Genomic DNA, 26,926 nt, shown 5'->3' on the forward strand with positions numbered 1-26,926 from the left:
GATGATCGCGCTCCGCCCCGCGACGCCGGACGACGCCGCGGCGGTCGCGGCGATCTATGCGCCGCACGTGCTCGCCGGCACGGTGTCGTTCGAGACCGAGGTGCCCGATACGCGCACGATGCGGACGCGGATGGCGTCGTCCGCCGGCCTCTATCCGTGGATCGTCGCGACCACCGGCGAGGCGACCGGTGGCGTGCTCGGCTATGCCTATGCGACGCGCTTCTCGGAGCGCGAGGCCTATCGCTGGGCGGTGGAGACGACGATCTACGTCGCCGACGTCGCACAGCGTCAGGGCGTCGGCCGGCTGCTGTACGAGGGATTGATCGACACGCTGCGTGCGCAGGGCTTCACCCAGGCGATCGGGCGCATCGCGCTGCCCAACAGCGCCTCGATCACGTTGCACGAGCAGGTCGGCTTCCGCCGTGCCGGCGTGTTCCGCGCGATCGGCCACAAGCACGGCCAGTGGATCGACGTCGGCTATTGGCAATGCGCGCTGGCCGAACCTACCGCGCCGCCGGCCGAACCGAAGCGCTTCGCCGATACCGGCGTCGTACGCGGCTAGGCGGGTCTAAGCGGCACGCCGTCTCCTGACGAAGCAAGGCATCCAAGAAAGTCCGCATCGCCTGAGGAGCAACCCAGTGCTCCTGCGAAAGCAGGAGCCCAGAGCCAAGCAGAACAACGCCTTACGGCGATCGGTACCCCGTTGCTCCTGCGTTCGCAGGAGCAACGGGGCCGTTTTGCGGAGGTCTCGCCCTGTCCTATTCGCCGCCTCGCTGATACCGATCCGACTCGCGCTCTTTGCCATCGTCGAGATCACAGCAAGAACGGAAACGATAAACCCGGATCGTTTCCGTTAAGGTGTCCATCTTGTCCATGTCGTCCAACACGGTCTCGATCAGGCGCCCTCGCGCCCATCGTCGTCGCGGCGGCGATACGCCGGCAGCGCCAGCCGGAAGCGGATCGCGAAGGCACGCAGGCCGAACCCCGCCGCCGCGGCGATGATCGCCGCCGGCGCGCCGGCCAGTCCGATCAGCCCCAGCGCCACGTACAGCGCCGACGCCAGCGCCGCCGCGGTGACGTACAATTCCGGCCGCATCAGGATCGACGGCTCGCCCGCGAGCACGTCGCGGATGATGCCGCCGACGCAGGCGGTTACCACCCCCATCAACGCCGCCGGCACCGGCGGCACGCCGTAGCCGATCGCCTTGGCCGCGCCATAGACCGCATAAGCGGCAAGGCCGACCGCATCGAACCAGGCGAGCGCGCCGTCCTTCCACCACCGCTCCGGCGTCACCCAGACCAGCGCCGCCATCAGCAGGCAGACCGTCGGCGCGCGGATCATGGACCCAGAACACCGGTGCATCGATCAGCAGGTCGCGCACCGTGCCGCCGCCGACCCCGGTGATCAGCGCGAAGAAGGCGAGCGTCACCGCGGTCTGCCCGCGCTTCGCTGCCGCGAGGGCGCCCGAGACGGCGAACACCGCCAGCCCGGCGACGTCGAACCACGGCGCGAAGGCGGGAAGCAGATCGGCGGCAGGCAAAGGCGGCAACATCACCGCCGCCTACCGTGTTCGCGACCGCCGAGAAAGGCTGCGTCGCTCATCCCCGCCGTGTTCCTGCCGGGGCGCGAGCTTCGCAAATGATGGCACCGCGTCAGAACCGCCGCCCCACCACCAGATGCACCATCGGATTGACCGGATTGCTCGCGCCGCGCTCGCCGCGCAACCGACGCGTCGCATCGGTCGCGCTGGCATAGGCGCTACCCATCATCGCGCCGACCTCGATGCCGATCCGGGTGCGATCGGCAAGCGCGCCGGTATAGCCGAACGTCAGCGTCGGCGTCCGCCGCAGACCGGCGCGGCTGCCGGGCACGTTGTGCTGGCGCGGCGCACCGACCAGCCCGCGATCGGTTCCTTGCTCGCCGGCGCGCGGATCGTACATCCGCGTCCCCGCCGACAGGTGAAAGCCGCTCGCCTCGACCGGGTAGAATTCGAGCATCGAATTGCCGAGCCGTTGATGTCGCTTCTCGCGCGGACCGGGTGCCGTGACGATGGTGGTGACGCGCAGCCGCAGGTTGCCGGTAAGCCGGGCGTCGTGCTCGACCCCGCTACCGAGCGCCAGCGGCTGGAGCGCCCATCGCGCCTCCCCGCCCGCCGCCGCATTCGGCAGCGACTGGGCTGCGACGGACGACGCCAGCCATGACGCAGACAGTGCTGCGATCACCCCGATGACCCGCGTCGCAATGCCTCCCGCGTCGCGCGTTCGCCGCCGGCCTGCCGCCCATGTCGATCCACCATCCTGCATTCATTCAAGGTACATGTTCAAAATGGTCTATTTCTTAACGCGCGCCGAAGTGAGGTAATCGAACGACGAACTGCGGCGCCTACCCGCCATCTGGTCAAACCGGGCGGCGGACGGTAAGGCGCGCGCTTTCCCCCCATCAGAATAGAGCGCATCATGGGTTTCCGCTGCGGCATCGTCGGCCTGCCCAACGTCGGCAAGTCCACCCTCTTCAACGCTTTGACCGAAACGGCAGCGGCGCAGGCGGCCAATTATCCGTTCTGCACGATCGAGCCGAACGTCGGCAACGTCGCCGTCCCCGATCCGCGGCTCGACCAGCTCGCCAAGATCGCCGGCTCGGCCAAGATCATCGAGACGCAGCTCGCCTTCGTCGACATTGCCGGGCTGGTCCGCGGCGCGTCGAAGGGCGAAGGGCTCGGCAACCAGTTCCTCGGGAACATCCGCGAAGTCGACGCAATCGTCCACGTGCTGCGCTGCTTCACCGACGGCGACGTCACCCACGTCGAGGGCAAGGTCGATCCGATCGCCGATGCCGAGACGGTCGAGACCGAGCTGATGCTCTCCGACCTCGAAAGCCTCGAAAAGCGCGTGCCCAACCTCGTCAAGAAGGGGCAGCAGGGCGACAAGGAGGCCAAGATCGGTGCCGCGGTGCTCGGCCAGGCGCTCGAGCTGCTGCGCGAAGGCAAGCCGGCGCGGCTGACCCAGCCCAAGGATGCCGAGGAAGCGCGCGTCTTCGCGCAGGCGCAGCTCATCACCGCCAAGCCGGTGCTCTACGTCTGCAACGTCGACGAAGGCGACGCGGCAAACGGCAACGATCTGTCGGCCAAGGTGTTCGAGAAGGCCAAGGCCGAGGGCGCCGAGGCGGTGGTCGTCTCCGCCGCGATCGAGGCCGAGATCGCGACGATGCCGGTCGAGGATCGCGCCGAATTCCTCGCCGAGCTGGGCTTGCAGGAGACCGGCCTCGCCCGCGTCATCACCGCCGGCTACAAGCTCCTCAACCTGCTGACTTTCTTCACCGTCGGACCGAAGGAGGCGCGCGCCTGGACCGTCCATGCCGGCGCCAAGGCACCGCAGGCGGCGGGCGAGATCCATACCGATTTCGAACGCGGCTTCATCCGCGCCGAGACGATCGCCTTCGCCGACTACATCGCCTGCAAGGGCGAGGCCGGCGCCCGCGATACCGGCAAGCTGCGCCAGGAAGGCAAGGAATATGTCGTCCACGACGGCGACGTGCTGCTGTTCCGCTTCAACGTCTGACCCCGATCCGCCCCGACGGGACAGGGCAACATTGCGTTGGCATAACGGCTCCCCCATTCCCGTCATGCCGGACCTGATCCGGCATCCCGCTTCTGCCAGCCGTCCGAAGGAGCGGGACCCCGGCGCAAGGCCGGGGTGACGGGGCGGGTTTCAAAACACGCCCCCCCATACGAACGCTCATAGGCGACAGGCCTCCGCAGTTTCGGTTGTGGCAGCACCCCTGTCCCGCGTAGAGGACGCGCGCCCTCCACGTCCGGGACGATCCGCCTGTGAGACTGATTCCCCTCGCCGCCGCCATGCTGTCGCTTGCCGGCTGCGCCTTGCCCTACCCGCCCCCCGCTTTGTCGCCCGTGACGCAGCCGGCGCCGACGCAGGCGTCCGCCAGCCTGCCGTCAGCGCCGCTGCCGCGGATGCAGACCGCGCCGGTGACGATCCTCGTCTCGATCGACGGCTTCCGCCCCGATTACCTTGACCGCGGGGTGACGCCCAATCTGTCGGCGCTGGTGGCGGGCGGCGTCAGCGCGGCGATGCGCCCGTCCTTCCCGTCGGTCACCTTCCCCAATCACTGGACGTTGGTGACGGGTAAGGTCCCCGATCACCACGGCATCGTCGGCAACCGGATGGAGGACCCGGCGCGTCCCGGTGAGACCTTCACCATGGCGAGCGACGATCCCTTCTGGTGGAACGCCGCCGAACCGATCTGGGTCACCGCCGAAAAGGCGGGGGTGCGAACCGCGACGATGTTCTGGCCGGGCGCCAATGTCGGCTGGGGCGGCACGATCGTCCCCAACAGCCATGGCGCGGTCGCCAACGCCACCCGCCCCGAGGATTGGCAGCAGTTCAACCAGGCGGTGACCGGCGCACAGCGCGTCGACGCGGTGATCGACTGGCTGCGCCGGCCCGCCGCGACGCGGCCGCGCTTCCTCACGCTCTATTTCGACACCGTCGACAGCGCCGGCCACGCCAACGGTCCGCAGGCCGCGGCGACGACGCAGGCGGTCGCCGACGTCGACGTCCAGATCGGCCGGCTGGTCCAGGGGCTGCGCGACCTGCGACAGCCCGCCAATCTCGTCATCGTCGCCGATCACGGCATGGCGGCGACCGACAGCGCGCGCACCATCGCGCTCGACCGCATCGCCGATCCCGCCGACTATCGCCTGCTGTCCGAAAGCGGCCCCTATGCGACCTTCTATCCCGTCCCCGGCCGCGAGGCGGCGCTGGAAGCGGCGCTGCTCAAGCCGCACCCGCATATGACCTGCTGGCGCAAAGGCGCGGTGCCGGCGCGCTTTCGCTACGGCACCAATCCGCGCATCCCGCCTTACGTCTGCCTCGCCGAGACGGGCTGGCTGATCCTCAAGTCCGCGCCGGCCACCGCCTTCCGCGGCGGCGCGCACGGCTATGACAATCGCGCGCCCGACATGGCGGCGCTGTTCCTCGCCAACGGTCCGGCATTCGTCGGCGGCAAGCGTCTGGCGAGCTTCGACAATACCGACGTCGCCCCGCTGCTGCGCGATCTGATCGGCCTGCCCGCCGGCGTGGGTCTGGACGGCGACGACGCACCCTTTAGACCGGTGCTCAAACGATAGGAGGATGCGGTGCAATATTTCGAGGATATCGAGGTCGGCGCGACGGCGCGCTTCGGCGATTATCCGGTGACGCGCGAGGAGGTCATCGCCTTCGCCGAGAAATATGATCCGCAGCCCTTCCACCTCTCCGACGAGGCCGCCGCCGCGACGCACTTCGGCCGATTGTCGGCGAGCGGCTGGCATACCTGCGCGATGACGATGGCGATGCTGGTCGCGCATCTCAAGGCGAACGAACAGGCGGGACTGGGCTCGCCGGGGATCGACGAATTGCGCTGGCGGACGCCCGTCTATCCCGGCGACCGGCTACGCTGCGAGACCGAGGTGCTGGAGAAACGCCGCTCGGCGAGCCGGCCGGAGATGGGCATCTACAAGAGCCGGATGACGGTTCTCAATCAGGACGACGTGGTGGTCATGACCTTCGTGTCGAACGGGTTGATCGAGACGCGCGCACGCTGACGGTCGCCGGAGCGACCGCCATTGCCGGGATCACCGCCGCCCGCGCCAGCCGCCGCCGCCACGCGGACCACCGCCGCGCGGGCCGCCGCCGCGATTGCCGCCGCCCCAGCCACGCGGTTGGCCACCGGCGGCCGGTGCGACCGCCTGTGGTACCGCAGCTTGCGGCGTGCCGGAGACATTCGGACGATTGCCGCGCCAATTGCCACGGTCGCCACGGAAGCCGTCCCCGCGGATGCCGTCGCCGCGAACGCCGGGCGTCCGGTCGCCACGGAAGCCTGGACCGCGGTCGCCACGGAAGCCCGGACCGCGATCACCGCGGAAGCCGTCCCCACGATTGCGATCGAAGCCGTTCCAGTCGTTGCGGAAGTTGCGGTCGCCGCGCCAGCCGTTGCGGCGCTGCTCCCAATAGCGGCGCTGGCCGTCGTTCCAGCGATACGGCCGGCGATACTGATCGTAGACGTAGATGCCGGTACCCGGATAATAATAATCGCCGTACCAGCCGAAGTAGCTGGGATAGCCGCCATAGCCGTAGCCACCGCCATATCCGCCGTATCCACCATAGCCGCCGTCGTAATAGCCGCCGCTACCATAACCGACGTTGACGCCGCTATAGCCGTAGCCATCCGTACAAGCAGAGGTCGCGACCCCGGCACCGAAGAGGAGGCCGATCAGGGCCAGACGCTTGAGCAACATGCTGCTCTCCCAAAAAACGGGCGCGAGCATAGGGCAAAGACGCGCCGACTCGTCGCTCAACGAGGGCATGTCATCGCAGGTTCCGGCTGAACGGTTAATGACCGGCGAACGTAACTAGCGAATCTACCTGGATATTCTCCGCGCGTAACGCGTCGGCACCACCGAGATCGGGCAGGTCGACGACGAACTGCGCCTGCGTCAGCTGCGCCCCCGCCTTGCGCAGCAGCCGCACCGCGGCGCGCGCGGTGCCGCCGGTGGCGATGAGATCGTCGACGAGCAGCACGCGCTGGCCGGGCACCAGCGCATCCTCGTGCATGACGATCCGGTCCTCGCCATATTCCAGCGCATAATCCTCGGCGATCGTCGCACCCGGCAATTTGCCGTCCTTGCGGATCAGCAACACGCCGGCGTTCAGCGGCATTGCCAGCGCCGCCGCGAACAGGAAGCCGCGTGCCTCTATTCCCGCGACGAGATCGACCGGCCCCAGCGTCGCCGCGACCATCCGCTCGATCGTCGTCGCGAAGCCGGCGGGGTCGAGCAGAAGCGTGGTGATGTCGCGGAACTGGATGCCGGGCTTGGGGAAGTCAGGGATGGTGCGGATCAGGGCCTTGAGGTCGTCGTTCATCCGCGTGCTGTGCGGGGATGCACGGGCGGGGTCAATGCGCGGCTATCATTCCGTCCCGGCACACCGACGGATGCGAGCGAGGACCCGTAAAACAAAAGGGGAGCGCCTCGCGGCACTCCCCTCTCCAACCTCGCCGTGGCGGGCCGGATCAATGCTTCACGTCGCGCCAGACGTTCTGATACGCGCCCCAGGCGAGGAAGCAGAAGATCAGCAGGAAGATCCCCGCGGCCACACCCGCCGCATGGCGCGCGTTGAGGTTGGGCTCCGCCGTCCAGGTCAGGAAGGCGGCGACGTCGCGGGCCATCTGGTCCTTGGTCGCCTTGGTGCCGTCCGAATAGGTCACCTGACCGTCCGAGGTCAGCGGCGGCGGCATCGCGATGTTGAGGTTCGCGAAATACGGATTGTAATGCAGGCCCTGCGGCGTCTTCGATCCCGGGAACTCCTTGACCAGCGCCGCCGGCTGCGCGCGATAGCCGGTGAGCAGCGCATGGATGTAGTTGGAACCGTCCTCGCGTGCCTTGGTCATCAGCGACAGATCGGGCGGCAGCGCATTGTTGTTCGCCGCGCGCGCCGCGATCTCATTGGCGAAGGGCGACGGGAAATGGTCCGACGGCACGTTCTTGCGCGTCGCCGGCTCGCCCGTCTCCGGGTTGATGTTCGGCTGCTCGATCACCCATTGGTTGGCGATCGCCTTCACCTCGGGCTCGGAATAGCCGATCTTGGTCAGGTCGCGGAAGGCGACGTACTTCAGGCTGTGGCAGGCCGAGCAGACCTCCTTGTAGACCTGGAAGCCGCGCTGGAGCTGCTGGTTGTCGAACTTCCCGAAGAAGCCGTTCGACGGCAGGTGGATGTTCTCCGGATGGAGGTGGAAGACGTGCTCGGCGCTTTCCGGCGCCGGGTCCTGGATCGCGGTCTTGGCGGTGCCGAAGAGCGCGATCGCGAGCACGAAGACGAAGGCGGCGCCGACCAGCGAGGCGATGATGCGAGGCATGATGTTCTGTTGTCCCCCAGTCGGTTCAGGCGTGCGCCGCGGTTTTGACCGGGCTGGTGCCGCCCTGCTTCGCCAGCACCGCCTCGGTGATCGAATTCGGCAGCGGGCGCGGACGCTCGGAGCGCGCGACCCACGGCAGGATGATCAGGAAGTGCGCGAAATAATAGGCCGAGGCGAGCTGGCCGAGGATGACGTTGCGCGCATTGGCCTCCGCGCCGCCGACATAGCCGAGCACCAGCACGTCGACGAGCAGGATGGCGAGGAAGGCGCGATATTTCGGCCGGTAATTGGCCGAGCGCACCGGCGAACTGTCCAGCCACGGCAGGAAGAACAGCAGCAGGATCGAACCGAACATCGCCAGCACGCCCCACAGCTTCGCCGGCAGGATGAAGTCCGCGGTGAAGCTCTTGAGGATCGCGTAGAAGGGCAGGAAATACCATTCCGGCACGATATGCGCGGGCGTCGAGAGCGGGTTCGCCTCTATGTAATTGTCCGGATGGCCGAGCATGTTGGGGCTAAAGAAGATCAGCGCCGCGAAGATCAGCAGGAACACGCCGAGCCCGACCGCATCCTTGGCGGTGTAATAGGGATGGAACGGTACGGTATCCTGCTCGCCCTTCACCTCGACGCCGGTCGGGTTGTTCGATCCCGGAATGTGCAGCGCCCAGATGTGGAGGATGATGACGCCCGCGGTGACGAACGGCAGCAGATAGTGGAGCGAGAAGAAGCGGTTCAGCGCGGCATTGTCCGGCGCGAAGCCGCCGAGCAGCCAGATGCGGATCGTCTCGCCGACCAACGGTATCGCCGAGAAGAAACCGGTGATGACCTGCGCGCCCCAGAAGCTCATCTGCCCCCAGGGGAGCACATAGCCCATGAACGCGGTCGCCATCATCAGCAGGAAGATGACGACGCCGAGCAGCCACACCATCTCGCGCGGCGCCTTGTACGAGCCGTAATAAAGGCCGCGGCCGATATGGATGTAGACGACGAGCAGGAACATCGACGCGCCGTTGGCGTGCGCATAGCGCAGGAACCAGCCGGCGTTGACGTCACGCATGATGCTCTCGACCGAGCCGAAGGCGACGCCGGCATTGGCAGCATAATGCATCGCCAGCACGACGCCGGTGATGATCTGGATCGCCAGCGCGGCGCCGGCGAGCACGCCGAAGTTCCAGAAGTAATTGAGGTTGCGCGGCACCGGATAGCCCGCACCGACGGCATTGTAGACGAGGCGCGGCAGCGGCAGCTTCTCGTCCAGCCAGCGCATCAGCGGCTGCTTCGGTTCGTAATGTTTGGCCCAGGGGAAGCTCATGATCCGGATCTCCCTCAGCCGACCGTTACGGCGGTATCGGAATTGAACGTATAATCGGGGACGGCGAGGTTCTTGGGTGCCGGTCCCTGCCTGATACGCGCCGCAGTGTCATAGGCGGAGCCGTGACACGGGCAGAAATAGCCGCCGAACGGCCCCTTGTTCTCGCCCTCGCCCGCCCCGAGCGGCACGCAGCCGAGATGGGTGCAAACGCCCAGGGTGATGAGCCAGTTTTCCTTGCCGGGCTTGGTCCGCTCGGCGAGCGTCTGCGGATCGCGCAGGCTCGCGACGTCGACCTTGTTGGCCTCGGCGATTTCGGCGGGGGTGAGGTTGCGGACGAACAAGGGCTGCTTGCGGAACTGCGACTTGATCGCCTGTCCCGGCGCGATCTTCGACAGATCGACCTCGGTGGTCGACTGGGCGAGCACGTCGGCGGAGGGGTTCATCTGGTTGATCAGCGGCAGCACGATCGCCAGCGCACCGACCCCGGCGAAGGAGACGGCGGCGATATTGATGAAATCGCGACGGCGGGGATCGTGGACTTCCTCGTGGAACGGTTCCGGCGATTCACCGGGTGGTACCATGCTGTCAGTCGCCATTCGTCTCTGCCCTCGTCCATCATTATTGCGGAGGAACCGGTCGTGCCGCGCCACCGAACCCTACCGTCCCCACGGCGAGCCGGGGAACTGATAGACGGCGGGCCGACGCTTTGCCAACAGCATTTTACCGCAGCCGAGTGCGCCGCTAAGACGCTGGGCCATGACGACCGGCCTGCGCATCGCTTTGTATCAGCCCGACATCGCCGGCAATGTCGGCGCGGTGATGCGCACCTGCGCCTGCTTCGGCATCGGCCTCGACCTGATCGAACCGATGGGCTTCCAATGGGACGACAAGCGCGTGGCGCGCGCGGCGATGGACTATATCGACCACGTCTCGATCACCCGCCACGCCGACTGGACCGCGTTCCTCGCGCAGTTGCGTGGCCGGCTGGTGCTGTCGACGACGCGCGGCGCGACGCCCCTGCCCGCCTTCGCCTTCGCGGCCGGCGACGTGCTGCTGTTCGGCCGCGAGAGCGCCGGCGTGCCGGAGGACGTGCACGCGCGGGCCGACGCGCGGGTGGTCATCCCGATGGCGCCGCCGCTGCGCTCGCTCAATCTGTCGGTATCGGCGGGGATCGTCGCCGCCGAAGCGCTGCGGCAGACAGGTGGCTTTCCTTCGGTTTGATTCACGCGAAGACGCGAAGACGCGAAGATAAGAAGAAGGTTGGTTCGCGCAGAGGCGCAGAGGCGCAGAGAGGTGGCGGTCGGGGGTCCCGTGCCGGCATACGCGGTCCGATCATCCGTTTCGTCGGGGGTAAAAGGCTGCGCCGCACGGGCCATCTCTGCGCCTCCGCGCCTCTGCGCGAACCAACCTTCTTCTTCGCGCCTTCGCTTGAACTAAAACTAGGGCGTCACCGCCCGCACCGCCCCCAGCACGTGGCGCAGCAGCCCGGCCTCGTCATGGTGGATGTTGTGCCCGCCCGGCATGCCGATCACCCGCGCCCCCGGCACGCGCAGCAGCGGGCAGAGGCTGTCGTCTTCCTCGACGCCATAGATGCAGGTGAGCGGCGCCCAGGTCAGCGTGTTGGCGGTGGTCACGCCGACGCTGTCGGGCGAATCGCCGTACGACCAGCCGGTCGGGTCGGCGCGGAAATAGACCGAATCGCCCGGCAGGACGAGGACGATCGCCGCCACCTTCGGGCGTAGATCGGCCGGCAGCCGGGCAAGCCCGGTCTGGACGATGTCGGCGCCATAGGATTGCCCCATCACCACCACCCGCGCGACGCCGGTACGGGCGAGCGCGGTACGGACGACGTCGGCCATGAACGCGTCGACCTCGGCGCGGGTACGGCGCCGGCGGAACACCGCAGGGGTGGAGATGCCGACCACCGGGACATGATGTTCGGTCAGCCCGCGCGAGGTCGAGGCGCCGAGCAGGAAGCGCAGCCCCATGTCCCCCGAGACGTTGACCACCGCGATCCGTGCCGCGGGCGGCACCGCCGGATAGACGTGGACCGGATCGCGGTCGAAATACCCCGCCGCCCAGACGAACGCGCAGACGAAAGCGGCGCTGACCGCGGTCACGCGCAGCCCGCGAAACAAGGATTTGCGCATCGATCGGCTCATGGCAGCGGCTTGCCAGCGATAGGCCGCGATGACCAGCGCTCGACTTCGCGACCGGCGCTTGCCACAAGCCCGCCATGCTGACCCTCGACGCCGAACAGACCGCCGCCCGCACCTGGTTCGAATCCTTGCGCACCCGCATCTGCGCCGCCTTCGAGGCGATCGAGCGCGAGGCTGGCTCGGATGCGGCGTTCGACTATATCGCGTGGGACCGCATCGATCCGTCCGGCGCGCCCGGCGGCGGCGGCGTGCGCGGGGTGATGAAGGGCAAGGTGTTCGAGAAGGTCGGCGTCAACGTCTCGACCGTCGGCGGGCTGCTCGACGGCGAGTTCGGCAAGTCGATCCACGGCGCCGGCGACGATCCGCGCTTCTTCGCGACCGGGATCAGCCTCGTCGCGCACATGGCCAATCCGCACGTGCCCGCGGTGCATATGAACACGCGCTTCCTCGTCACCACCAAACGCTGGTTCGGCGGCGGTGCGGACCTCAACCCGCCGCTGCCGGTCGCGCAGGACACCGACGACTTCCACGCGACGTTCCGCGCCGCCTGCGACGCGCACGACCCGGCCTATTACCCGCGCTTCAAGGCGTGGGCGGACGACTATTTCTACATCCCGCACCGGCAGGTCCACCGCGGCGTCGGCGGCATCTTCTACGACCATCTCGAAGGCGATTTCGCCGCGAACCTCGCCTTCACCCAGGCGGTGGGCGAGGCGTTCCTCGACGTCTACCCGCGCCTCGTCCGGCGGCGGATGGCCGAGCCGTTCGGCGCGGCGGAGCTGGCGCAGCAGCGCGCGTGGCGCGGCCGCTATGCCGAATTCAACCTCGTCTACGACCGCGGCACGCTGTTCGGGCTCAAGACCGGCGGCAATATCGACGCGATCCTGATGAGCCTGCCGCCGGTGGCGACATGGGACTGACGCCGGTCGCGCCCGGCGAGCTGGCAACGATCGTCACCACGCTGGAGATGACGCGCCGGCCGCCGCTGCGTCCGCTGCCCGCCTCGCCGCTGCGGCTGGTGCGCTGGGAGCGGCCGGAGCCCGACAAATACCGGCTGCTGTTCCGCCGCGTCGGCGGGCCGTGGCTGTGGTATTCGCGGCTCGCGATGGACGATGCGGCGCTGACCGCGATCGTCCACGATCCGCAAGTGCAGGTCTATGCCGCGGTCGATCCGGCGGGGGTCGAGATCGGCTTCGTCGAACTCGATGTCCGCCATGCCGGCGCCTGCGAGCTATCGTATTTCGGGCTGGTGCCCGAACTCGCCGGCAAGGGCCATGGCCGCTGGCTGATGGCCGAGGCGATGGCACGCGCCTGGGCGCCGGGCGTCACTCGCGTCTGGGTACATACCTGCACGCTCGACCACCCCTCGGCGCTCAACTTCTACCGGGCGCAGGGCTTCGTCGCGGTGCGGCGGACGATCGAGACCTTCCCCGATCCGCGCGCGCTCGGCCTGCTGCCGATCGATGCCGGCGCGCACATACCGTACCTGGCGTAGCGCGAATCGACGTTTGGGGTGTGGGGCATTCCTCCCCCGCCGGGGCAGGGCTATCGCATATGGACGCTCGTGCGACCTTGTCGCCTTCGCAACCCACCCCGTCACCCCGGACTTGTTCCGGGGTCCACCCTGCGGCGAGGAGAAAGGCTTGATTCGGCACCGTTCTCTCGTGGCCCGGTGGACCCCGGAACGAGTCCGGGGTGACGAATCCCGATAAGGAAACCGATCGAGCCTCGTCACCGCAGCGATATGCGATAGCCTTGCCCTTGCGGGGGAGGAGTTACGGAATGTCGGTCGTAGCTGCTTACGCCGCGGGTATCGCCGACAGCCGGCGATAGGCGACGATCGCCACCAGTCCGCCGGCGAGCTGCGTCAGCATCGCGACGCCGGCGGCACAGGCATCTGCGATCGCGATGCCGAGCGGATTGCCGCCGCCCTCGCCGCCAAGATAATGCGACAGCAGCATGAACGGCTGCCCCGCCAGGATCGCGGCGAGATAGATGGTGACGATCGCGCCGAGCAGCCCCAATTGCCCGCGCCGCGTCATCCGCCACGACGCGCCGACCGCCTGCATCGCGCCGGTCTGCGGCTCGGCGAACAGCACCGGGCCGGCCAGCATGAAGCGGCTCATCAACCACAGGCCGGGCAGCAGCAGCACGTACATCCCCGCCCCCGCCGGAATCGACACCACCACCATCGCGAGGATGAAGCGCGGGAAGCGCCGCGCCGCGCGCTGGATCGCCACGCCGAGCGTCGGCCGCTCGGCATCGAGGAACAGGCAGAAGAGGACCGCGAGGCCCAGATAGGTGATAGCATAGGCGCCGACCGAACCGAGCCCGTAATCGCCGACCCAGCCGTCGAGCGCGGTCATCCACGCCTGTGCCCGCGCCTGCGTATCGACGATCGTGTCGTCGGGCATCGGCAGCGGCGCGGTGAGCAGCAGCAATGCATAAGTCGGCACGAAGAAGAACAGGCCGGCGATCCGCAACAGCAGGTCGGCGTCGCGGCGAAACATCGCCCAGGCATCGCTCAGCAAGGCGGCGAGCGTCAGCCTCACGCCTGGACCTCGCCGCGCGCGGCCTTGTCGCGCAGCATCCGCTCGCGGGCGACCAGCGCCACGTAGAGTTGCGCGGAGAAGACGATCGCCACCAGCGTCAGCGCCGCCGACACTGCCTGCGCCACCGCGGCGGCGAGCAGCGCGACCGTCGCCTGCGCGTTGCCGCCGAGAATCAGGCGAAAGATCAGCCCGCTGACCGATTGCGCCGCCCAAATGGCGATCATCAGCACGACGACGAACAACAGCACCGTGCCGACCAGCCGCCAGGTGTGGCGACGGGTCAGCCGCCAGCATCGGGCGATCGCGGCGACGGCCAGCCGCTCCTCCAGCACCACTGCATAGAGCGGCAGCAGCCGTGCGCCGACGAACAGCAACGCCAGCCCAATCGCCAGTGCATAGAGGCCGGCAAGCCCCGCGGCGCCCGGATCGGTCGGCGCCGTCGCGGTGCCCGCGGCAAGCGACCGATAGTCGAAGCCGGCGCGCAGCAGCAAAGCGATCGACGGCAGGAACGCCACGATCATCACCACCGCCAACACCAAAGCGACGAGCAATGCGGCAGGCAGGCGCGCACTGGCCTGTCGCATCGCCGCCGTCCGGTCGGTCGCGGGATCGGTCGAGGCGGCGATCATCGCGAGCTGCCCCCACACTGCGACGATCGCCGTCGCGATGACGAGCAGCATGCCGATCACTGCGGTGGCGGTCGAAGGAGCGGCGAAGCCGGTCCACGCCGCGTTGATCACCGCCGGCAGGAACAGGGTGAGCGCCGCGATGCCGGCGAGCATGCCGCCGCGTCCGTTCAGCACCTCGACGCTGCGGTCCCACACATTGCCCATCTTGACCATCCGGCACCCCTTCGCCCGCGTTTGCGATCGGTTAGCCCAAGCGCCCCGGCTTGGCCACTCGCCAACTTGCAAGCGCCCGGTCTCTGGCACACATGCACCGGCATGACCGAGATCGATGGTATCGAATGGCGGGTATCGCCGGGCCTGACGCCTTATGACGAGGCGCTTGCGACGATGGAGGCGCGCGCCGAGGCGGTGCTGGCGGGCGAGGCGCGCGAGCTGATCTGGCTGCTCGAACATCCGCCGATCTACACCGCTGGCACCAGCGCCTCGCCCGGCGACCTGATCGATGCGCGCTTTCCGGTGGTCGCGACCGGACGCGGCGGCAAATACACCTATCACGGCCCCGGCCAGCGGATCGTCTATCTGGTGCTCGATCTCGGCAAGCGCGGCCGCGACGTGCGCTGCTTCGTCCATGGCGTCGAAGGCTGGGTGATCGCGGCGCTCGCCGAACTCGGCGTCACGGCCTTCCGCGCCGAGGGGCGGGTCGGCATCTGGACGCGCGACGGTGGCGCGGAGGCGAAGATCGGCGCGATCGGCGTTCGCGTGCGGCGCTGGATCACGCTGCATGGCCTCGCGGTCAACGTCGCACCCGACCTCAGCCATTTCAACGGCATCGTACCCTGCGGGCTGCCCGATTTCGCCGTGACCAGCCTCGCCGATCTGGGCCGTGACGATGGTCTGGCAACCTTCGACGATGCTCTTGCGTTGAGCGCTCCGGCATTCCTCCGGTCCCTGTCTTGTCCGGCATAAACGCGTCGGACAGAATTCGAGGCTTGAGGGCTGGGCGTTATGCGATTAATGTCCACTGCGATTTGGGTATTAAAGGGCCAGCAAGCCGTCCAAATCCTATTCTAGGGAGCTTCCAATGCGTGCACTCATCTCCAAGGTCCTGACCGGCTCGCTGATCGCCGGCGCCGCTCTTGCGGTTTCGGCCTGTGGCCCGAAGACCGAAACGACCACCGACAACACGATGGTCACCGACATGAACACCACCGACGACATGGGCACCATGAGCGACAACATGACCGCCGTCGACGGCGCGTCGAACGGTGGCATGATGGCGAACGACACGATGATGTCGAACGACACCATGATGTCGAACGACACGATGACCACCAACGCAATGTAATCTCCCGTCAGGGATATTACGGTGGTGAAACGGCCGTCCGGGCAACCGGGCGGCCTTTTCTTTTGGTTCCAACGTTCTGGCGCATTTCATCCGATTTTATCGTGGATTGGCGCGATCGGGGATTGGGTCGGCCCGCGAAACCGTCTAGAATCGCCCGATAATAGCTTTCCGTGGGGATGACGAAAGATGACCGTGTTGCGTATCGCGCTGGCGCTTGGCGGCGCCGCGATCGGCCTGGCGGCGGCGGCGCCGGCTTCGGCACAATTCTACCTGCGCTCGCACGATTTCCGCGGCGAGGCGGTCAAGGGGCATGAGGACGGCCTCGGCCAGCCGCTGCCCGGCGCGACCGAGGCGGAGCTGCGCGCGGCGATGGCGTGGAGCGTCCGCGCCGCGCTCAACGTCGCCGCGCTGCAATGCCAGTTCGAACCGACCCTGCTCACCGTGCCCAATTACAATGCGGTGCTGAAGGACCATGAGGCCGAGCTGAAGAATTCGTTCGACACGCTCACCAAATATTTCATGCGCGTCAACAAGGCGCCCAAGGCGGGCCAGGCGGCGCTCGACCAGTTCGGCACGCGCACCTATTCGGGCTATGCGACCGTCGCGGCGCAGTTCGGCTTCTGCCAGACGGCGAGCGGCATCGGCCGCGACGCGACCTTTGTGCCGCGCGGCGGCTTCGGATCGTTCGCGATGGATCGCGTCCGTGAGCTGCGCAACAGCCTGACGCCCTATGGCGAACAGCATTTCCAGCGCTATCTCGGCCGCGACTATGCTTCGCAGCCGCGGCTCGACACGATCTGCTGGAACAAGAAGGGCGAATGGGTAGCCAAGAAGTGCGGCGTCTTCGCCTGGCCGCCGGCGAGCCCGACGGGAACGGCAGCGGTGCCTGCCGCCGCGACGGCCGCGACGGCCGCGACGGCGCCCACCGTGACGGCAGCCGCGGAAACCGCGCAGCGCTGACGGCACATCCCCCCGGATCCGCTCCGGGGGGATTTGATGCTTTTGGAAGTCCCTAGCGCAGCCCCAGCAGCTTGTGCGTCTGCAACGACAGCCGCCATTGCGGGCGCTCCATCACCACCGCAATCGCCGCCTCGATGTTCGCGACACCACGGGCGTCGTCCATCGGCTGCAACAGGCGGTTGGCGAAATCCCAGCCCTCGACCTCGGCGATATCGGTCCCCGCCTGCGGCCAGACCAGCTTCAGCTCGTCGCCCGAGCGTTGCACCACGACGCTGCCCGCCTTGGGACTGACGCACACCCAGTCGATCCCCGGATGCACCGGCAGCGTACCATTGGTCTCGATCGCGATACGGAAACCGGCGTCGTGCAGTGCCTCGACCAGCGCATCGTCGATCTGCAACATCGGCTCGCCCCCGGTGAGGACGACGAAGCGCGCGTCCCGTCCCTCACCCCAGAAGCCCGCGACCGCCGCGACCAGATTCGCGGCGTCGGCGAACTTGCCGCCGCCCAGCCCGTCGACACCGACGAAATCGGTGTCGCAGAACCGGCAGACCGCCGTGGCCCGATCCTGCTCGCGCCCGCTCCACAGATTGCACCCGGCGAAGCGCACGAACACCGCCCGGCGCCCCGCGTTCACCCCCTCACCCTGCAGGGTCAGGAACATCTCCTTGACGGCATAGCTCATGCGATCAGGGCCGGACGGCATAGACCGTCGGATCGGCTATGCCCGCTTCCTCGAATCCCTTGGAGCGCAGCCGGCAGCTGTCGCAGGTACCGCAATGGACCCCGCCCGGTGCCGGATCGTAGCACGACCAGCTGATCCCCATGTCGACACCCAGCCGCTGGCCCTCGCGGACGATGTCGGCCTTGGTCATATGCTGCAGCGGCGCGTGGATCTTGAACGGTTCGCCCTCGACGCCCGCCTTGGTGGCGATCTCCGCCAATCCTTCGAAGGCGTTGATGAATTCGGGACGGCAATCGGGATAGCCCGAATAATCGAGCGCGTTGACGCCGATGAACAGGTCGCGCGATCCCGCCGCCTCCGCCCAGCCGAGCGCGAGGCTGAGGAAGATCGTGTTGCGGGCCGGCACATAGGTGACCGGAATCCCCTCGCCGACGCCGTCCTTGGGCACGTCGATGTCGGCGGTGAGCGCCGAGCCGCCGAACGCCGACAGGTCGAGCGGCAACACGATATGGCGCTCCGCCCCCAGCGTCGTCGCGACGCGCCGTGCCGCGGCCAGCTCGACGCGATGGCGCTGGTTATAGTCGATCGACAGCGCGAGCAGGCGATAGCCCGCTTCGCGCGCACTGGCGGCGGAGATCATCGAATCGAGCCCGCCGGAGACGAGCACGACGGCCAGCGGCCCTACGTTTTGCATGGTCATGATCCCCCCGGCGCTAGGCCAAAGCGACGCAAAAGAAAAGGGCCGCGGGTTAAGGCGGCCCTTGAAGGAGAGAGAAGCGATCGCTCCTCTGGGAGAAAAGCGTGCCGGTCATGAACAGGCACACCCCATGGCTAAGCGCCGGGTATTAAAAGGAGATTAAGTGCCCGGCGGATATCGCGCCTGCCCTCGCGCTCAGACGACCGGATCGGCCTCGGCCGGAACCGGGAATTTGGTCGCGCAGAAGGCGCAATCGACCTGGATGAACCCGCGTTCGTCCGCCATCTCGCGCCGTTCCTCCAGCGAGAATTTGGCGAGCACGCTCGCGATATAATCGCCGGTGCAGCGGCAGCCGCGCGACAGCGGGGTCGAGGCGAGCACGCGTACGTCGGGCTCCTCGTTAAAGAGGCGCCAGACCAAAGTCTCCAGCGACAATGCGGGATCGGCGAGTTCGTCGACACCCATCGTCTGGCCGAGTGCCTCGACATGCTCCCATTCGGGGTGGTCGAGCCGGGTGTGCAGCCGTTCGCGACCAACCTCGCCTTCGGGCAGATGCTGGAGGAACAGGCCGCCCGCGACGGTGCGCTCGCCGTCGCGGGCGATGCCGACCCGGACGAGGCTGGGGATCTGCTCGGACTGGACGAAATAGCTTTGCGCCGCCTCGGCCAGCGTCTCGCCGTCGAGCGGGACGATGCCCTGATAGCGCTCGCCGGTCGCCGCGAGGTCGAAGGTGATGGCGAGATAGCCCTGACCGAACAGCGCGAACAGCGTCGGCTGCTCCGGCGCCGCGGCGAGCTTCTCGGCGCCGAAATCGATATACCCGCGCACTTCCCCGCCCCGATAGTCGCAGACGAGAAGCTGGACGACGCCGTTCTCGGTCCGCGTCTGCATGGTGAGCTGCGCGGTCGGGTCCTTGAGCGTGGAGCCGATCAACGCCGCCAGAGTCAGCGCCTCGGCGAGGAGGGCTTCGATTGGGGGGGGATAGGCATGTGATGCGAGGACGGCGTCGAGCGCGGGACCGAGCCTTACGAGCCGTCCGCGCGCCGAGCGGGAGGGAATCGCGAACCCGAGCGCGCGATCGATATCGATGGGGGATTGTTGCATCGGCAGGAAATGGGATGGCGCGGTGGATGGGTCAAGTTACCCACCGCCCCCCCCCGTTCGCCACGCCCCCGGATCAGCCGATCTGGCCGAAGACCCAGCGCAGCACCGCTTTCTGCGCGTGGAGGCGATTCTCCGCTTCCTGCCAGATCAGCGACTGCGGCCCGTCGATCACCGTATCGACCACCTCTTCGCCACGATGCGCGGGCAGGCAGTGGAGGAAGCGCGCATCGGGCTTGGCGCGCGCCATCAGGGCCTCGTCGACCTGATACGGCATCATCGCGGCGAGCTTGGTCTCGGCATGCGCCTGGCCCATCGAGATCCACGTGTCGGTGACGATGACGTCGGCACCCTCGACCGCTTCCTGCGGCGAGGCGACGATGCGGGCACGGCCCTGCCCGCGCGCGACATCGGCCTCGGCCGGCATGAAGCCCTGCGGACAGGCGGCGGTGACGTCGAACTGCATCAGGCCAGCTGCCTCGATCAGCGAGGCGAGCACGTTATTGCCGTCGCCGAGCCACGCCAGCTTGAGTCCGGGCAACGCCTTGCCGTCCTCGAGGATCGTCTGGAGATCGGCCATGATCTGGCAGGGATGCGACTGGTCGGTCAGGCCGTTGATGACGGGCACGCTGGCGTAGCGGGCCATGTCCTCGACCTTGGCGTGATCGTCGGTGCGGATCATGATCGCGTCGACATAGCCCGACAGCACACGCGCGGTATCGGCGATGCTCTCGCCGCGACCGAGCTGCATCGAGCCGGCATCCATGACGATCGAGGTCCCGCCCAGTTGCCGGATCGCCATGTCGAAGCTGACGCGGGTACGCGTCGAATTCTTCTCGAAGATCATCGCCAGCACATGGCCGGCGAGCGGCGCGTCGGCATCGGCGCGTCCCTTGGGGAAGCCGGCACGCGCCGCCTTGCGGTCGATCGCATCGGCCAGCATCGCGGCGACGCCATCGGCGCCGGCATCGGACAGGTTCAGAAAATGGCGCATTATAGTCCTCCCTCGCGCAGCGGAGAGAGGGACCGCGGCCGTCGGGCCGTGGTGGAGGGGGCGCTTCCCCAACGAGCCGCCCGCCATCCTCCCCCTCCACCGGCTGCGCCGGTCCCCTCCCCCTGGCGGGGGAGGACTAGATCAATCGTCGCTGGCCGGTACGAAGACCCGCGCAGCGGCGCTCAGCTTGTCGATACATTCGGCGACATGGGCGTCCTCGATCACCAGCGGCGGCAGGATGCGGACGACGTTCTCGCCGGCCGCGACCAGCAGGAGGCCGTGGTTGTCGCGGGCGTGCGCGACGAACTCGCGCGGCTCGACGCCGGCCTTGAGCTTGAGGCCGAGCATCAGCCCCTTGCCGCGCACGCTCTCGAAGACGTGATCGTGGTTGGGGATGAGCTGTTCGAGCGCGCTGCGCAGCCGCTCGCCCATCGCCTCGACGTTGGCGAGGAAACCCTCCTCCAGCATCACGTCGAGCACCGCCTGCCCCGCCGCCATCGCGAGCGGATTGCCGCCATAGGTCGAACCGTGCGTGCCGATCACCATGCCGCTCGCCGCACGCTCGGTGGCGAGGCAGGCACCGAGCGGGAAGCCCGCGCCGATCCCCTTGGCGACCGCCATGATATCGGGCTCGATGCCGTAATGCTCATACGCCCACATTTTGCCGGTCCGGCCATAGCCGCACTGGACCTCGTCGAGGATCAGCAACAGGCCGTGCTCGTCGCACGCCTTGCGCAGACCGGTGATGAATTCGGGCGTGCCGACCGACACGCCGCCCTCGCCCTGGATCGTCTCGACCATGAAGCCCGCGGTGGTGTCGTCGATCAGCGCCAGCGCGGCGTCGAGATCGTTGAACGGCGCATAAGCGAAACCGGGCAGCAGGGGCTCGAAGCCGTCGCGCATCTTGGGCTGGTTGGTCGCCGAGATCGCGCCCATCGTCCGCCCGTGGAAGGCGTTGTTGAAGGTGATGATCTTGCTGCGCTCGGGATTGCCGGCGGCATAATGGAAGCGGCGCGCGGTCTTGATCGCGCATTCCACCGCCTCGGTGCCCGAGTTGGTGAAGAACACCGTGTCGGCGAAGCTGTTGGCGACGATCCGCTCGGCCAGCGCCTCCCCCTGCGGCGAACCGTAGAGGTTGCTGACGTGCATCAGCGTCGCCGCCTGTTCGGCGATCGTCTTGACGAGATGCGGATGGCCGTGGCCGAGCGCGTTGACCGCGATGCCCGCCGCCATGTCGAGATAGCGGCTGCCGTCCTCACTGATGAGATAACAGCCCTCGCCTCGGACCGGACGCACCCCGCACCGCGGATAGACGGGCATCAGGGCGGTAATGGTCACGGGGCATCTCCTCATCTCGAAACGAGAAAGGGCGGCCCTGCACGGACCGCCCATTCCCTCTTTACCTGTCGGCGTGGTGCCGGGTCAACACCGCGGCGACCGCCCTACGTCGATCAATGACCGCGGCTGAGTTCGTCGACCTCGCCCATGATCGTGTCGAGCGCGGTCTTGTTGACGTCGGTCTCATGCTCGCGACGCGACGGCAGCGATCCTTCGGTCAGGATCGTCTCCAGCGCGACGCGGCCGCGCGCGACGCGGCTCTTGATCGTACCGACCGCCACCTGACAGATTTCCGCCGCCTCTTCATAAGCGAAGCCGCCGGCGCCGACGAGGATCAGCGCCTCGCGCTGCGGCTGCGGCAGATGCAGCAGCGCGCGCTGCATGTCGCCCAGTTCGACGTGGCGGTCCTGGCTCGCGGGTGCGGCGAGGATACGATCGGCGACGAGATCGTCCCACTCGCCCTTGAACCGCGCGCGGCGCATCTGCGACAGATAGAGGTTGCGCAGGATGATGAAGGTCCAAGCACGCATGTTGGTGCCGGCCTGGAAACGCTGGCGCGCCGCCCAAGCCTTGAGCAACGTCTCCTGGACGAGGTCGTCGGCGAGGTCGCGGCTGCCGGACAGCGAGCGACCGAAGGCACGCAGATGCGGGATGACCTGCGCCAGCTGTTTCTTGAATTCGGGGTCGGACAGAGCAACGTGCTCGACCGGCGCTACGGGAGCGTCGTCGTCTTCGTAATCGTCGTCACGCGTAGCAGGCTGGGTCATGCAATTCCGTTCAAAGCCGGGGACATCATTGCCGCCTCGGGCAGCAAGATAAGGGTCCGCGCCGGCAAATGCCAGTGAGACGGGCTCGGTCGAATTATCGCAGGATCAGAAAGGCGAAGATCGCGATGACCAGCACGAGCGAGACACCCAGAACGTATCGGGTGACGCCCGGGGTCGCGCCCGCCCGCGCCTCGGTGGTGGTGACATGGACGGGTTCGTTCGGATCAGCCATGGACGTCAAACACACGACATCCGTTTTGGGTCCGTAACTTTATTCGACTTTGCCGCAGTCCGGCGATGATCTGGCGATGCCGACGCGCCGTTCCGGATCGAAACGACGCGTCGGCGTGCCGTCACGCGAGTGCGTTGGGGATCGTGGCCTGATCGAAGAACAGCGCCTGGCTGATCGCGGCCTTCACCGTCGAACGCTGGAACGGCTTGGTGATCAGGAAGGTCGGCTCGGGGCGTTCGCCGGTGAGCAGACGCTCCGGGAAGGCGGTGATGAAGATCACCGGCACTTCGAACTCCGCGAGGATGTCCTTCACCGCATCGATGCCCGAGCTGTCGTCGGCGAGCTGGATGTCGGCGAGCACCAGACCGGGGCGATCCTCCATCGCCAGCGCGACCGCCTCGTCGCGGGTCACGGCGACGCCGGTCACCTCATGACCGAGGTCGCGGACGATCGTCTCGATGTCCATCGCGATGATCGGCTCGTCCTCGATAATCAGCACGCGCGCGCGGGTCTGCTTCTCGATCTCGGCCAGCGCCTCGGCGACCAGGGTCTCGACCTCGCTGGTGTCGACCTCGATCAGATAGGCGGCGTCCTCGGGGGTGAAACCCTCCATCGCGGTCAGCAACAGCGCCTGACGCGACAGCGGCGTCATGCGGGCGAGACGGGCACGGGCGACCGCCTCGGTCCCCTCGGCGTCGCTCTGCGAGGTCTGCTCCTCGCCATCGGCATTGGCCGAGGCCCAGATGCCCTGGAACATACGGTACAGGCCGAGGCGCGGATCGACGTCGCGAGGGAATTGATCCGGCGCCGCGACGATCGCCTCCAGCGTGGCGCGGACGTATTTGTCGCCCTGCTGCTGGCTGCCGGTCAGGGCCCGGCCGTAGCGCCGCAGGAAGGGAAGATGCGGTGCGAGTTGCTGTCCAAGCGACATGGGTGGTGATCACTCCCTGAAGAACTGCCCGGATGTCCGGGATCTGAAATATCGAACGGGTGCCTGATCTGTGCGGGCGCCCGCCGCTTTGCAACGATGTTTGTCGAAGAACCCGACCGACCCGTGGGCCCGCGGAAATTTCGCGCGACGATGGAACCATCGAAGGCTAATTTGGTTTCATCGCCGATCGAATGGGTCAGCCGCTCCTAATTTGCGGCTATCATTCATTGTGCGTCGATTGCCCGGTAGGACCGGGCCACCCAGGGGGACATGTTGGAACTGCCCAGCGACAAGGACACGAAAACGTCTTCCAAAAAGTCTCCTGCCAAGGTTCAGAGCAAGGATCGCGACATGGGCGCGGCACTTCGCTCCGCGTACCAGCGGACGATTGATGAAAGCGTTCCCGACGAAATGCTCGACCTGCTGAACAAGCTCGCCTAGCAGAGGGCATGGCCACACCCTTCGCCGCGGCATCCTCCACCCGACGCGCGGCAATGGCCCCGGTGTCGGCGCTTTCGCGTTTGCCGACGGGCGCCAAGCTGTTCATCACGCTCAGCATAGCGTTGCTGTTGCTGGCGCTGATCGCGATCGGGGCGACGCTGCAGACCGGACGGACCGCGGATGCCGAGGCGCGGGCGCGGCTTCGTATCGCCGCCAACGAGAGTGCGCGCAGCATCGCCATCGAGCTGATCGGCGACATGACCGCGTTGCGCGTCGCGGTGAATGCGCTCCAGGCCGATGCCGGTGATGCGCCGAGTTGTGCGCGGGCGCAGGGTGTGTTCGCGCAACAGGCGACGACGGGCACGCGCTTCTCGATCGTCGATCGCAACGGCCGGCTGCTGTGCGGCGAACCGCTCGACAGCAACGTCTCGATCGACACCAGCACTGCGGTCGGCGCGGCGATCATTCCCGACAAGGGCCTGATCCTGTCGGTTGCCGGCCCGCGCCGTGGGCCGAGCGCGCGCGTCTTCTTCCCCCGTCCCTTTCTTGCCCGGCTCGCCACGCCGACCAGCCGCGCCGTGCCCCTCGCCAGCGCCCTGGTGCACGACGACACCTCGCTCGACCTCGCCAGCATTCCCGACCTCGGCCCGCTCGATCGCGTCGAGACCGTCGAGACCGACCTCGGCCTCGGCGGCCTGACGCTGCGGACGAGCACGCGCAGCGCGCCGATCACCTCGTCCTTCCTCGTCGCGCTGATGCTGCCGCTGTTGATGTGGGCGGCGGCGGCGGGATTGGCATGGTTCATCGTCGACCGGCTGCTGATCCGCCCGCTGCGCCTGCTGCGCGCCAGCGTCGCCTCCTACACGCCGGGCGAAGTGATCGATCCGGGCCAGCTCGGACCGTTGCCGGCGCAGGAGATCCGCGAGCTCGGCGACACGTTTCGCGCGATCAGCCGTACCGTCGCGCTGCACGAGGCCGGCCTTGCCGAGGCGGTGGTGCGGCAGACCAAATTGACGCGCGAGGTCCACCATCGCGTCAAGAACAACCTCCAGGTCATTTCCAGCCTGATCAATTTCCACGCGCGCGGTGCGCCGAGCCCCGATGCGACCGCGGCCTATGCCTCGATCCAGCGGCGCGTCGACGCGCTCGCCGTCGTCCACCGCAACCATTTCGCCGAGATGGAGGACAATCGCGGGCTCAACCTGCGTGCGGTGATCGGCGAACTGGCATCGAACATTCGCGCCACGGCGCCCGAAGGCGCGACCAGCCTGTCGATCGCGCTCGATGTCGACCCCTATCTCGTCAATCAGGACGTCGCGGTGGCGGTCGCCTTTCTCGTTACCGAGACGATCGAGCTGGCGATGAATTGCGACCGTGCCGCGCAGATCCGCGTCGCGGTGAAGCCCGGCGACGACGACGCCAAGGCGAAGCTCCGCGTCGTCTCGCGCGCCTTCGTTGCGAGCGAGACGCTGGAGACCTTGCTGTCGACCCGCTACGGCCGGGTGATCGAGGGTCTGTCGCGTCAATTGCGGGCGCCGCTGCACCACGATCCGATGACCGGCGCCTATGAAATCGCCATCGCCGTGCTGGGCCGCGACTGAACGAAAATAATTTCAAACCCGGTCGCTTTTGCACGGAACCAACGATCCGAGGCCGGGTTATGCAATACGGATCGCGACCTTATGCCCCCCCGCTCTCGCGGTCCACGACATAGGCCCGGAAACACTCACCCTCCCCCCCCCGGTGAATGTTTCCGGGCCTTATCGATTCAATCCTACCGTATCATGGCAGGTCGAGAGTTCCGGGTCCGGAACGAATACGCCGCCCGATCATTCCCCTAGCGCTATTCAAGCCCAGGAGGTTCTATGCGTAAGGTTCTCGGATTGGTCGTCGTCGCGGGTGCGCTCATGGTCAGCGCGTGCAACACGGTCGAAGGCGTCGGCAAGGACGTGAAGTCGGCCGGCAGCACGGTCGCCAAGACCGCCGACGACGCCAAGTAAGCTTCCACCTCACGTGGTCGGAAAAGCCTCCGCTCCTGCGAGCGGAGGCTTTTTTGTGTGAGGTGTTTGTCTGCCTCCCCAGCGGGGAAGCGGGTTACGCCTCGACGATGTCGGTGCCCGCGACCTTCAACCGCTTGCGTTCGGTGAACCAGATGCCGATGATCGCGACCTCGTAGAGCAGGATCAACGGCACGGCGAGCAGCACCTGGCTCATCAGGTCTGGCGGCGTCAGCACCGCGGCGATCGCCGTCGCGCCGACGATCGCATAGCGCCGTGCGCCGATCAGCTGCTTGCGCGTGATGATCCCGGCCCGTTCGAGCAGCATCAGCAACACCGGCAGCAGGAACGCGATGCCGAAGGCGAAGAGGAACTGCATCACGAACGACAGATAGTTGCCGATCGCCGGCAGCGCTTCCTGATGGACGCCGCCGACGTTGCCCTGGAAGCTCAGCAGGAAATGCAGCGCCATCGGGATCGCCATATAATAAGCCAGTGCGGCGCCGCTGATGAACAGGATCGGGGTGGCGAGGATGAAGGGCAGCAGCGCGCGCTTCTCCTTGCGGTACAGGCCCGGCGCGACGAACTGCCAGAGCTGGTTGGCGATCACCGGAAAGGCGATCATCATCGCGGCGAAGAAGGCGACCTTCACCTTGACGAAGAACGCCTCGAAGATCTGCGTATAGATCACCGTCTTCTGCCCGGCCGACAGCAGCGGCTGGACGAGGAAGGCGAAGATATCCTCCGCGAACCAATAGCTCAGGCCGAACGCGACGACGAGCGCGGCGATGCAATAGAGCAGGCGCCGGCGCAATTCGATGAGATGGTCGAGCAGCGGCGCGCGGCTGGCGTCGACCTCGTCCTCGATGTCCATGCC

General features: G+C 67.3%; 31 protein-coding genes and 1 pseudogene. 13 read left to right on the top strand and 19 right to left on the bottom strand.

The features are described from left to right. The first annotated feature begins 1 nt into the window (after window position 1). Window positions 2–562 (top strand): GNAT family N-acetyltransferase, encoded by a 561-nt coding sequence (locus AC07U4_RS17315; RefSeq protein WP_495196277.1) that lies wholly within the window; start codon window positions 2–4, stop codon window positions 560–562. 333 nt (window positions 563–895) lie between these two features. Here AC07U4_RS17315 and AC07U4_RS17320 read toward each other — a convergent pair. Then, window positions 896–1,553: pseudogene (locus AC07U4_RS17320) on the bottom strand (trimeric intracellular cation channel family protein). Window positions 1,554–1,653: 100 nt separating this feature from the next. Further along, window positions 1,654–2,223: a hypothetical protein gene (locus tag AC07U4_RS17325; RefSeq protein WP_495196278.1), complete on the bottom strand. Its 570-nt coding sequence runs from the start codon at window positions 2,221–2,223 to the stop codon at window positions 1,654–1,656. A 234-nt stretch (window positions 2,224–2,457) separates the two neighbouring features. On the opposite strand from AC07U4_RS17325, the gene ychF reads away from it, so the two are divergent. The 3 genes from ychF (at window position 2,458) to AC07U4_RS17340 (ending at window position 5,600) form a co-directional block, all read left to right on the top strand. Next, window positions 2,458–3,558, top strand: coding sequence for a redox-regulated ATPase YchF (gene ychF / locus AC07U4_RS17330; protein WP_495180884.1), 1,101 nt, complete (start codon window positions 2,458–2,460; stop codon window positions 3,556–3,558). A gap of 269 nt (window positions 3,559–3,827) precedes the next feature. Further along, on the top strand, window positions 3,828–5,144 hold the full coding sequence (locus tag AC07U4_RS17335; RefSeq protein ID WP_495196279.1) for an alkaline phosphatase family protein: 1,317 nt from the start codon (window positions 3,828–3,830) through the stop codon (window positions 5,142–5,144). A gap of 9 nt (window positions 5,145–5,153) precedes the next feature. Then, window positions 5,154–5,600, top strand: a complete 447-nt coding sequence (locus AC07U4_RS17340; protein ID WP_038662051.1) for a MaoC family dehydratase — start codon at window positions 5,154–5,156, stop codon at window positions 5,598–5,600. A gap of 30 nt (window positions 5,601–5,630) precedes the next feature. Here the strand turns inward: AC07U4_RS17340 and AC07U4_RS17345 are convergent, their stop codons facing one another. The 5 genes from AC07U4_RS17345 to petA all read right to left on the bottom strand — a co-directional run bounded on the left by AC07U4_RS17345 (window position 5,631) and on the right by petA (window position 9,802). Continuing rightward, window positions 5,631–6,293 carry a hypothetical protein gene (locus AC07U4_RS17345; RefSeq protein ID WP_495180886.1) on the bottom strand — a complete coding sequence of 221 codons (663 nt, stop codon included), beginning with the start codon at window positions 6,291–6,293 and terminating at the stop codon, window positions 5,631–5,633. A 94-nt stretch (window positions 6,294–6,387) separates the two neighbouring features. Further along, window positions 6,388–6,918: an adenine phosphoribosyltransferase gene (locus tag AC07U4_RS17350; RefSeq protein WP_495196280.1), complete on the bottom strand. Its 531-nt coding sequence runs from the start codon at window positions 6,916–6,918 to the stop codon at window positions 6,388–6,390. Between the two features lie 148 nt (window positions 6,919–7,066). Then, on the bottom strand, window positions 7,067–7,909 hold the full coding sequence (locus AC07U4_RS17355; RefSeq protein ID WP_038662060.1) for a cytochrome c1: 843 nt from the start codon (window positions 7,907–7,909) through the stop codon (window positions 7,067–7,069). Between the two features lie 25 nt (window positions 7,910–7,934). Further along, a complete protein-coding gene (locus AC07U4_RS17360; protein WP_038662063.1) occupies window positions 7,935–9,221 on the bottom strand; it encodes a cytochrome b in 1,287 nt (428 codons plus the stop codon). 14 nt (window positions 9,222–9,235) lie between these two features. Next, complete coding sequence (gene petA, locus AC07U4_RS17365) at window positions 9,236–9,802, bottom strand: ubiquinol-cytochrome c reductase iron-sulfur subunit (protein WP_052075804.1); 567 nt, start codon at window positions 9,800–9,802, stop codon at window positions 9,236–9,238. Window positions 9,803–9,977: 175 nt separating this feature from the next. On the opposite strand from petA, the gene AC07U4_RS17370 reads away from it, so the two are divergent. Beyond that, window positions 9,978–10,442, top strand: coding sequence for a tRNA (cytidine(34)-2'-O)-methyltransferase (locus AC07U4_RS17370; protein ID WP_495196281.1), 465 nt, complete (start codon window positions 9,978–9,980; stop codon window positions 10,440–10,442). A gap of 218 nt (window positions 10,443–10,660) precedes the next feature. On the opposite strand, the gene AC07U4_RS17375 is transcribed toward AC07U4_RS17370, so the two are convergent. Further along, window positions 10,661–11,371, bottom strand: coding sequence for an AcvB/VirJ family lysyl-phosphatidylglycerol hydrolase (locus AC07U4_RS17375; protein ID WP_495196282.1), 711 nt, complete (start codon window positions 11,369–11,371; stop codon window positions 10,661–10,663). A gap of 86 nt (window positions 11,372–11,457) precedes the next feature. Between AC07U4_RS17375 and hemF the strand changes: the two genes are divergently transcribed. After that, window positions 11,458–12,300, top strand: coding sequence for an oxygen-dependent coproporphyrinogen oxidase (gene hemF, locus AC07U4_RS17380; protein ID WP_495196283.1), 843 nt, complete (start codon window positions 11,458–11,460; stop codon window positions 12,298–12,300). Next, entirely contained in the window at window positions 12,291–12,875 is a 585-nt protein-coding gene (locus AC07U4_RS17385) for a GNAT family N-acetyltransferase (RefSeq protein WP_495180890.1), read from the top strand. Before hemF ends, AC07U4_RS17385 begins: the two co-directional genes overlap by 10 nt. Window positions 12,876–13,179: 304 nt before the next feature. Here the strand turns inward: AC07U4_RS17385 and AC07U4_RS17390 are convergent, their stop codons facing one another. Continuing rightward, complete coding sequence (locus tag AC07U4_RS17390; protein WP_137899243.1) at window positions 13,180–13,932, bottom strand: hypothetical protein; 753 nt, start codon at window positions 13,930–13,932, stop codon at window positions 13,180–13,182. After that, a complete protein-coding gene (locus AC07U4_RS17395; RefSeq protein ID WP_495196284.1) occupies window positions 13,929–14,774 on the bottom strand; it encodes a DUF7847 domain-containing protein in 846 nt (281 codons plus the stop codon). The genes AC07U4_RS17390 and AC07U4_RS17395 overlap by 4 nt, the downstream gene beginning before the upstream one ends. 102 nt (window positions 14,775–14,876) lie before the next feature. On the opposite strand from AC07U4_RS17395, the gene lipB reads away from it, so the two are divergent. The 3 genes from lipB (at window position 14,877) to AC07U4_RS17410 (ending at window position 16,866) form a co-directional block, all read left to right on the top strand. Next, the gene (gene lipB / locus AC07U4_RS17400; protein WP_495196285.1) at window positions 14,877–15,527 is read left to right on the top strand and encodes a lipoyl(octanoyl) transferase LipB; all 651 of its coding nucleotides are present in this window, start codon (window positions 14,877–14,879) and stop codon (window positions 15,525–15,527) included. A gap of 115 nt (window positions 15,528–15,642) precedes the next feature. Beyond that, on the top strand, window positions 15,643–15,906 hold the full coding sequence (locus AC07U4_RS17405) for a hypothetical protein (protein ID WP_037532936.1): 264 nt from the start codon (window positions 15,643–15,645) through the stop codon (window positions 15,904–15,906). Between the two features lie 186 nt (window positions 15,907–16,092). Next, window positions 16,093–16,866 carry a hypothetical protein gene (locus AC07U4_RS17410; RefSeq protein ID WP_249340701.1) on the top strand — a complete coding sequence of 258 codons (774 nt, stop codon included), beginning with the start codon at window positions 16,093–16,095 and terminating at the stop codon, window positions 16,864–16,866. Between the two features lie 52 nt (window positions 16,867–16,918). On the opposite strand, the gene queE is transcribed toward AC07U4_RS17410, so the two are convergent. From queE to AC07U4_RS17450, 8 genes are all read right to left on the bottom strand, one after another. Further along, a complete protein-coding gene (queE, locus tag AC07U4_RS17415; RefSeq protein WP_495196286.1) occupies window positions 16,919–17,551 on the bottom strand; it encodes a 7-carboxy-7-deazaguanine synthase in 633 nt (210 codons plus the stop codon). A gap of 4 nt (window positions 17,552–17,555) precedes the next feature. Beyond that, entirely contained in the window at window positions 17,556–18,251 is a 696-nt protein-coding gene (gene queC, locus AC07U4_RS17420) for a 7-cyano-7-deazaguanine synthase QueC (RefSeq protein WP_495196287.1), read from the bottom strand. Window positions 18,252–18,443: 192 nt separating this feature from the next. Next, complete coding sequence (hslO, locus tag AC07U4_RS17425) at window positions 18,444–19,352, bottom strand: Hsp33 family molecular chaperone HslO (protein WP_495196288.1); 909 nt, start codon at window positions 19,350–19,352, stop codon at window positions 18,444–18,446. 73 nt (window positions 19,353–19,425) lie between these two features. Then, a complete protein-coding gene (gene argF / locus AC07U4_RS17430) occupies window positions 19,426–20,343 on the bottom strand; it encodes an ornithine carbamoyltransferase (protein ID WP_495196289.1) in 918 nt (305 codons plus the stop codon). A gap of 141 nt (window positions 20,344–20,484) precedes the next feature. Further along, window positions 20,485–21,681 (bottom strand): aspartate aminotransferase family protein, encoded by a 1,197-nt coding sequence (locus AC07U4_RS17435; RefSeq protein ID WP_038662102.1) that lies wholly within the window; start codon window positions 21,679–21,681, stop codon window positions 20,485–20,487. Window positions 21,682–21,794: 113 nt separating this feature from the next. Beyond that, window positions 21,795–22,448 (bottom strand): sigma-70 family RNA polymerase sigma factor, encoded by a 654-nt coding sequence (locus AC07U4_RS17440; protein WP_038662104.1) that lies wholly within the window; start codon window positions 22,446–22,448, stop codon window positions 21,795–21,797. Window positions 22,449–22,542: 94 nt separating this feature from the next. Continuing rightward, window positions 22,543–22,680, bottom strand: coding sequence for a hypothetical protein (locus tag AC07U4_RS17445; RefSeq protein ID WP_038662107.1), 138 nt, complete (start codon window positions 22,678–22,680; stop codon window positions 22,543–22,545). A gap of 121 nt (window positions 22,681–22,801) precedes the next feature. Further along, complete coding sequence (locus AC07U4_RS17450; protein ID WP_038662110.1) at window positions 22,802–23,611, bottom strand: response regulator; 810 nt, start codon at window positions 23,609–23,611, stop codon at window positions 22,802–22,804. Between the two features lie 273 nt (window positions 23,612–23,884). On the opposite strand from AC07U4_RS17450, the gene AC07U4_RS17455 reads away from it, so the two are divergent. From AC07U4_RS17455 to AC07U4_RS17465, 3 genes are all read left to right on the top strand, one after another. Further along, window positions 23,885–24,052, top strand: a complete 168-nt coding sequence (locus AC07U4_RS17455) for a NepR family anti-sigma factor (protein WP_495189874.1) — start codon at window positions 23,885–23,887, stop codon at window positions 24,050–24,052. Between the two features lie 8 nt (window positions 24,053–24,060). Then, window positions 24,061–25,653, top strand: coding sequence for a sensor histidine kinase (locus tag AC07U4_RS17460; RefSeq protein ID WP_495196290.1), 1,593 nt, complete (start codon window positions 24,061–24,063; stop codon window positions 25,651–25,653). Between the two features lie 264 nt (window positions 25,654–25,917). Next, window positions 25,918–26,052, top strand: a complete 135-nt coding sequence (locus AC07U4_RS17465; RefSeq protein ID WP_038662115.1) for an entericidin A/B family lipoprotein — start codon at window positions 25,918–25,920, stop codon at window positions 26,050–26,052. 94 nt (window positions 26,053–26,146) lie between these two features. Here the strand turns inward: AC07U4_RS17465 and tatC are convergent, their stop codons facing one another. Next, window positions 26,147–26,923: a twin-arginine translocase subunit TatC gene (gene tatC / locus AC07U4_RS17470; RefSeq protein ID WP_495180939.1), complete on the bottom strand. Its 777-nt coding sequence runs from the start codon at window positions 26,921–26,923 to the stop codon at window positions 26,147–26,149. Between the last annotated feature and the right edge of the window lie 3 nt (window positions 26,924–26,926).

This window comes from Sphingomonas sp. GW821-FHT02B09, assembly GCF_059421875.1.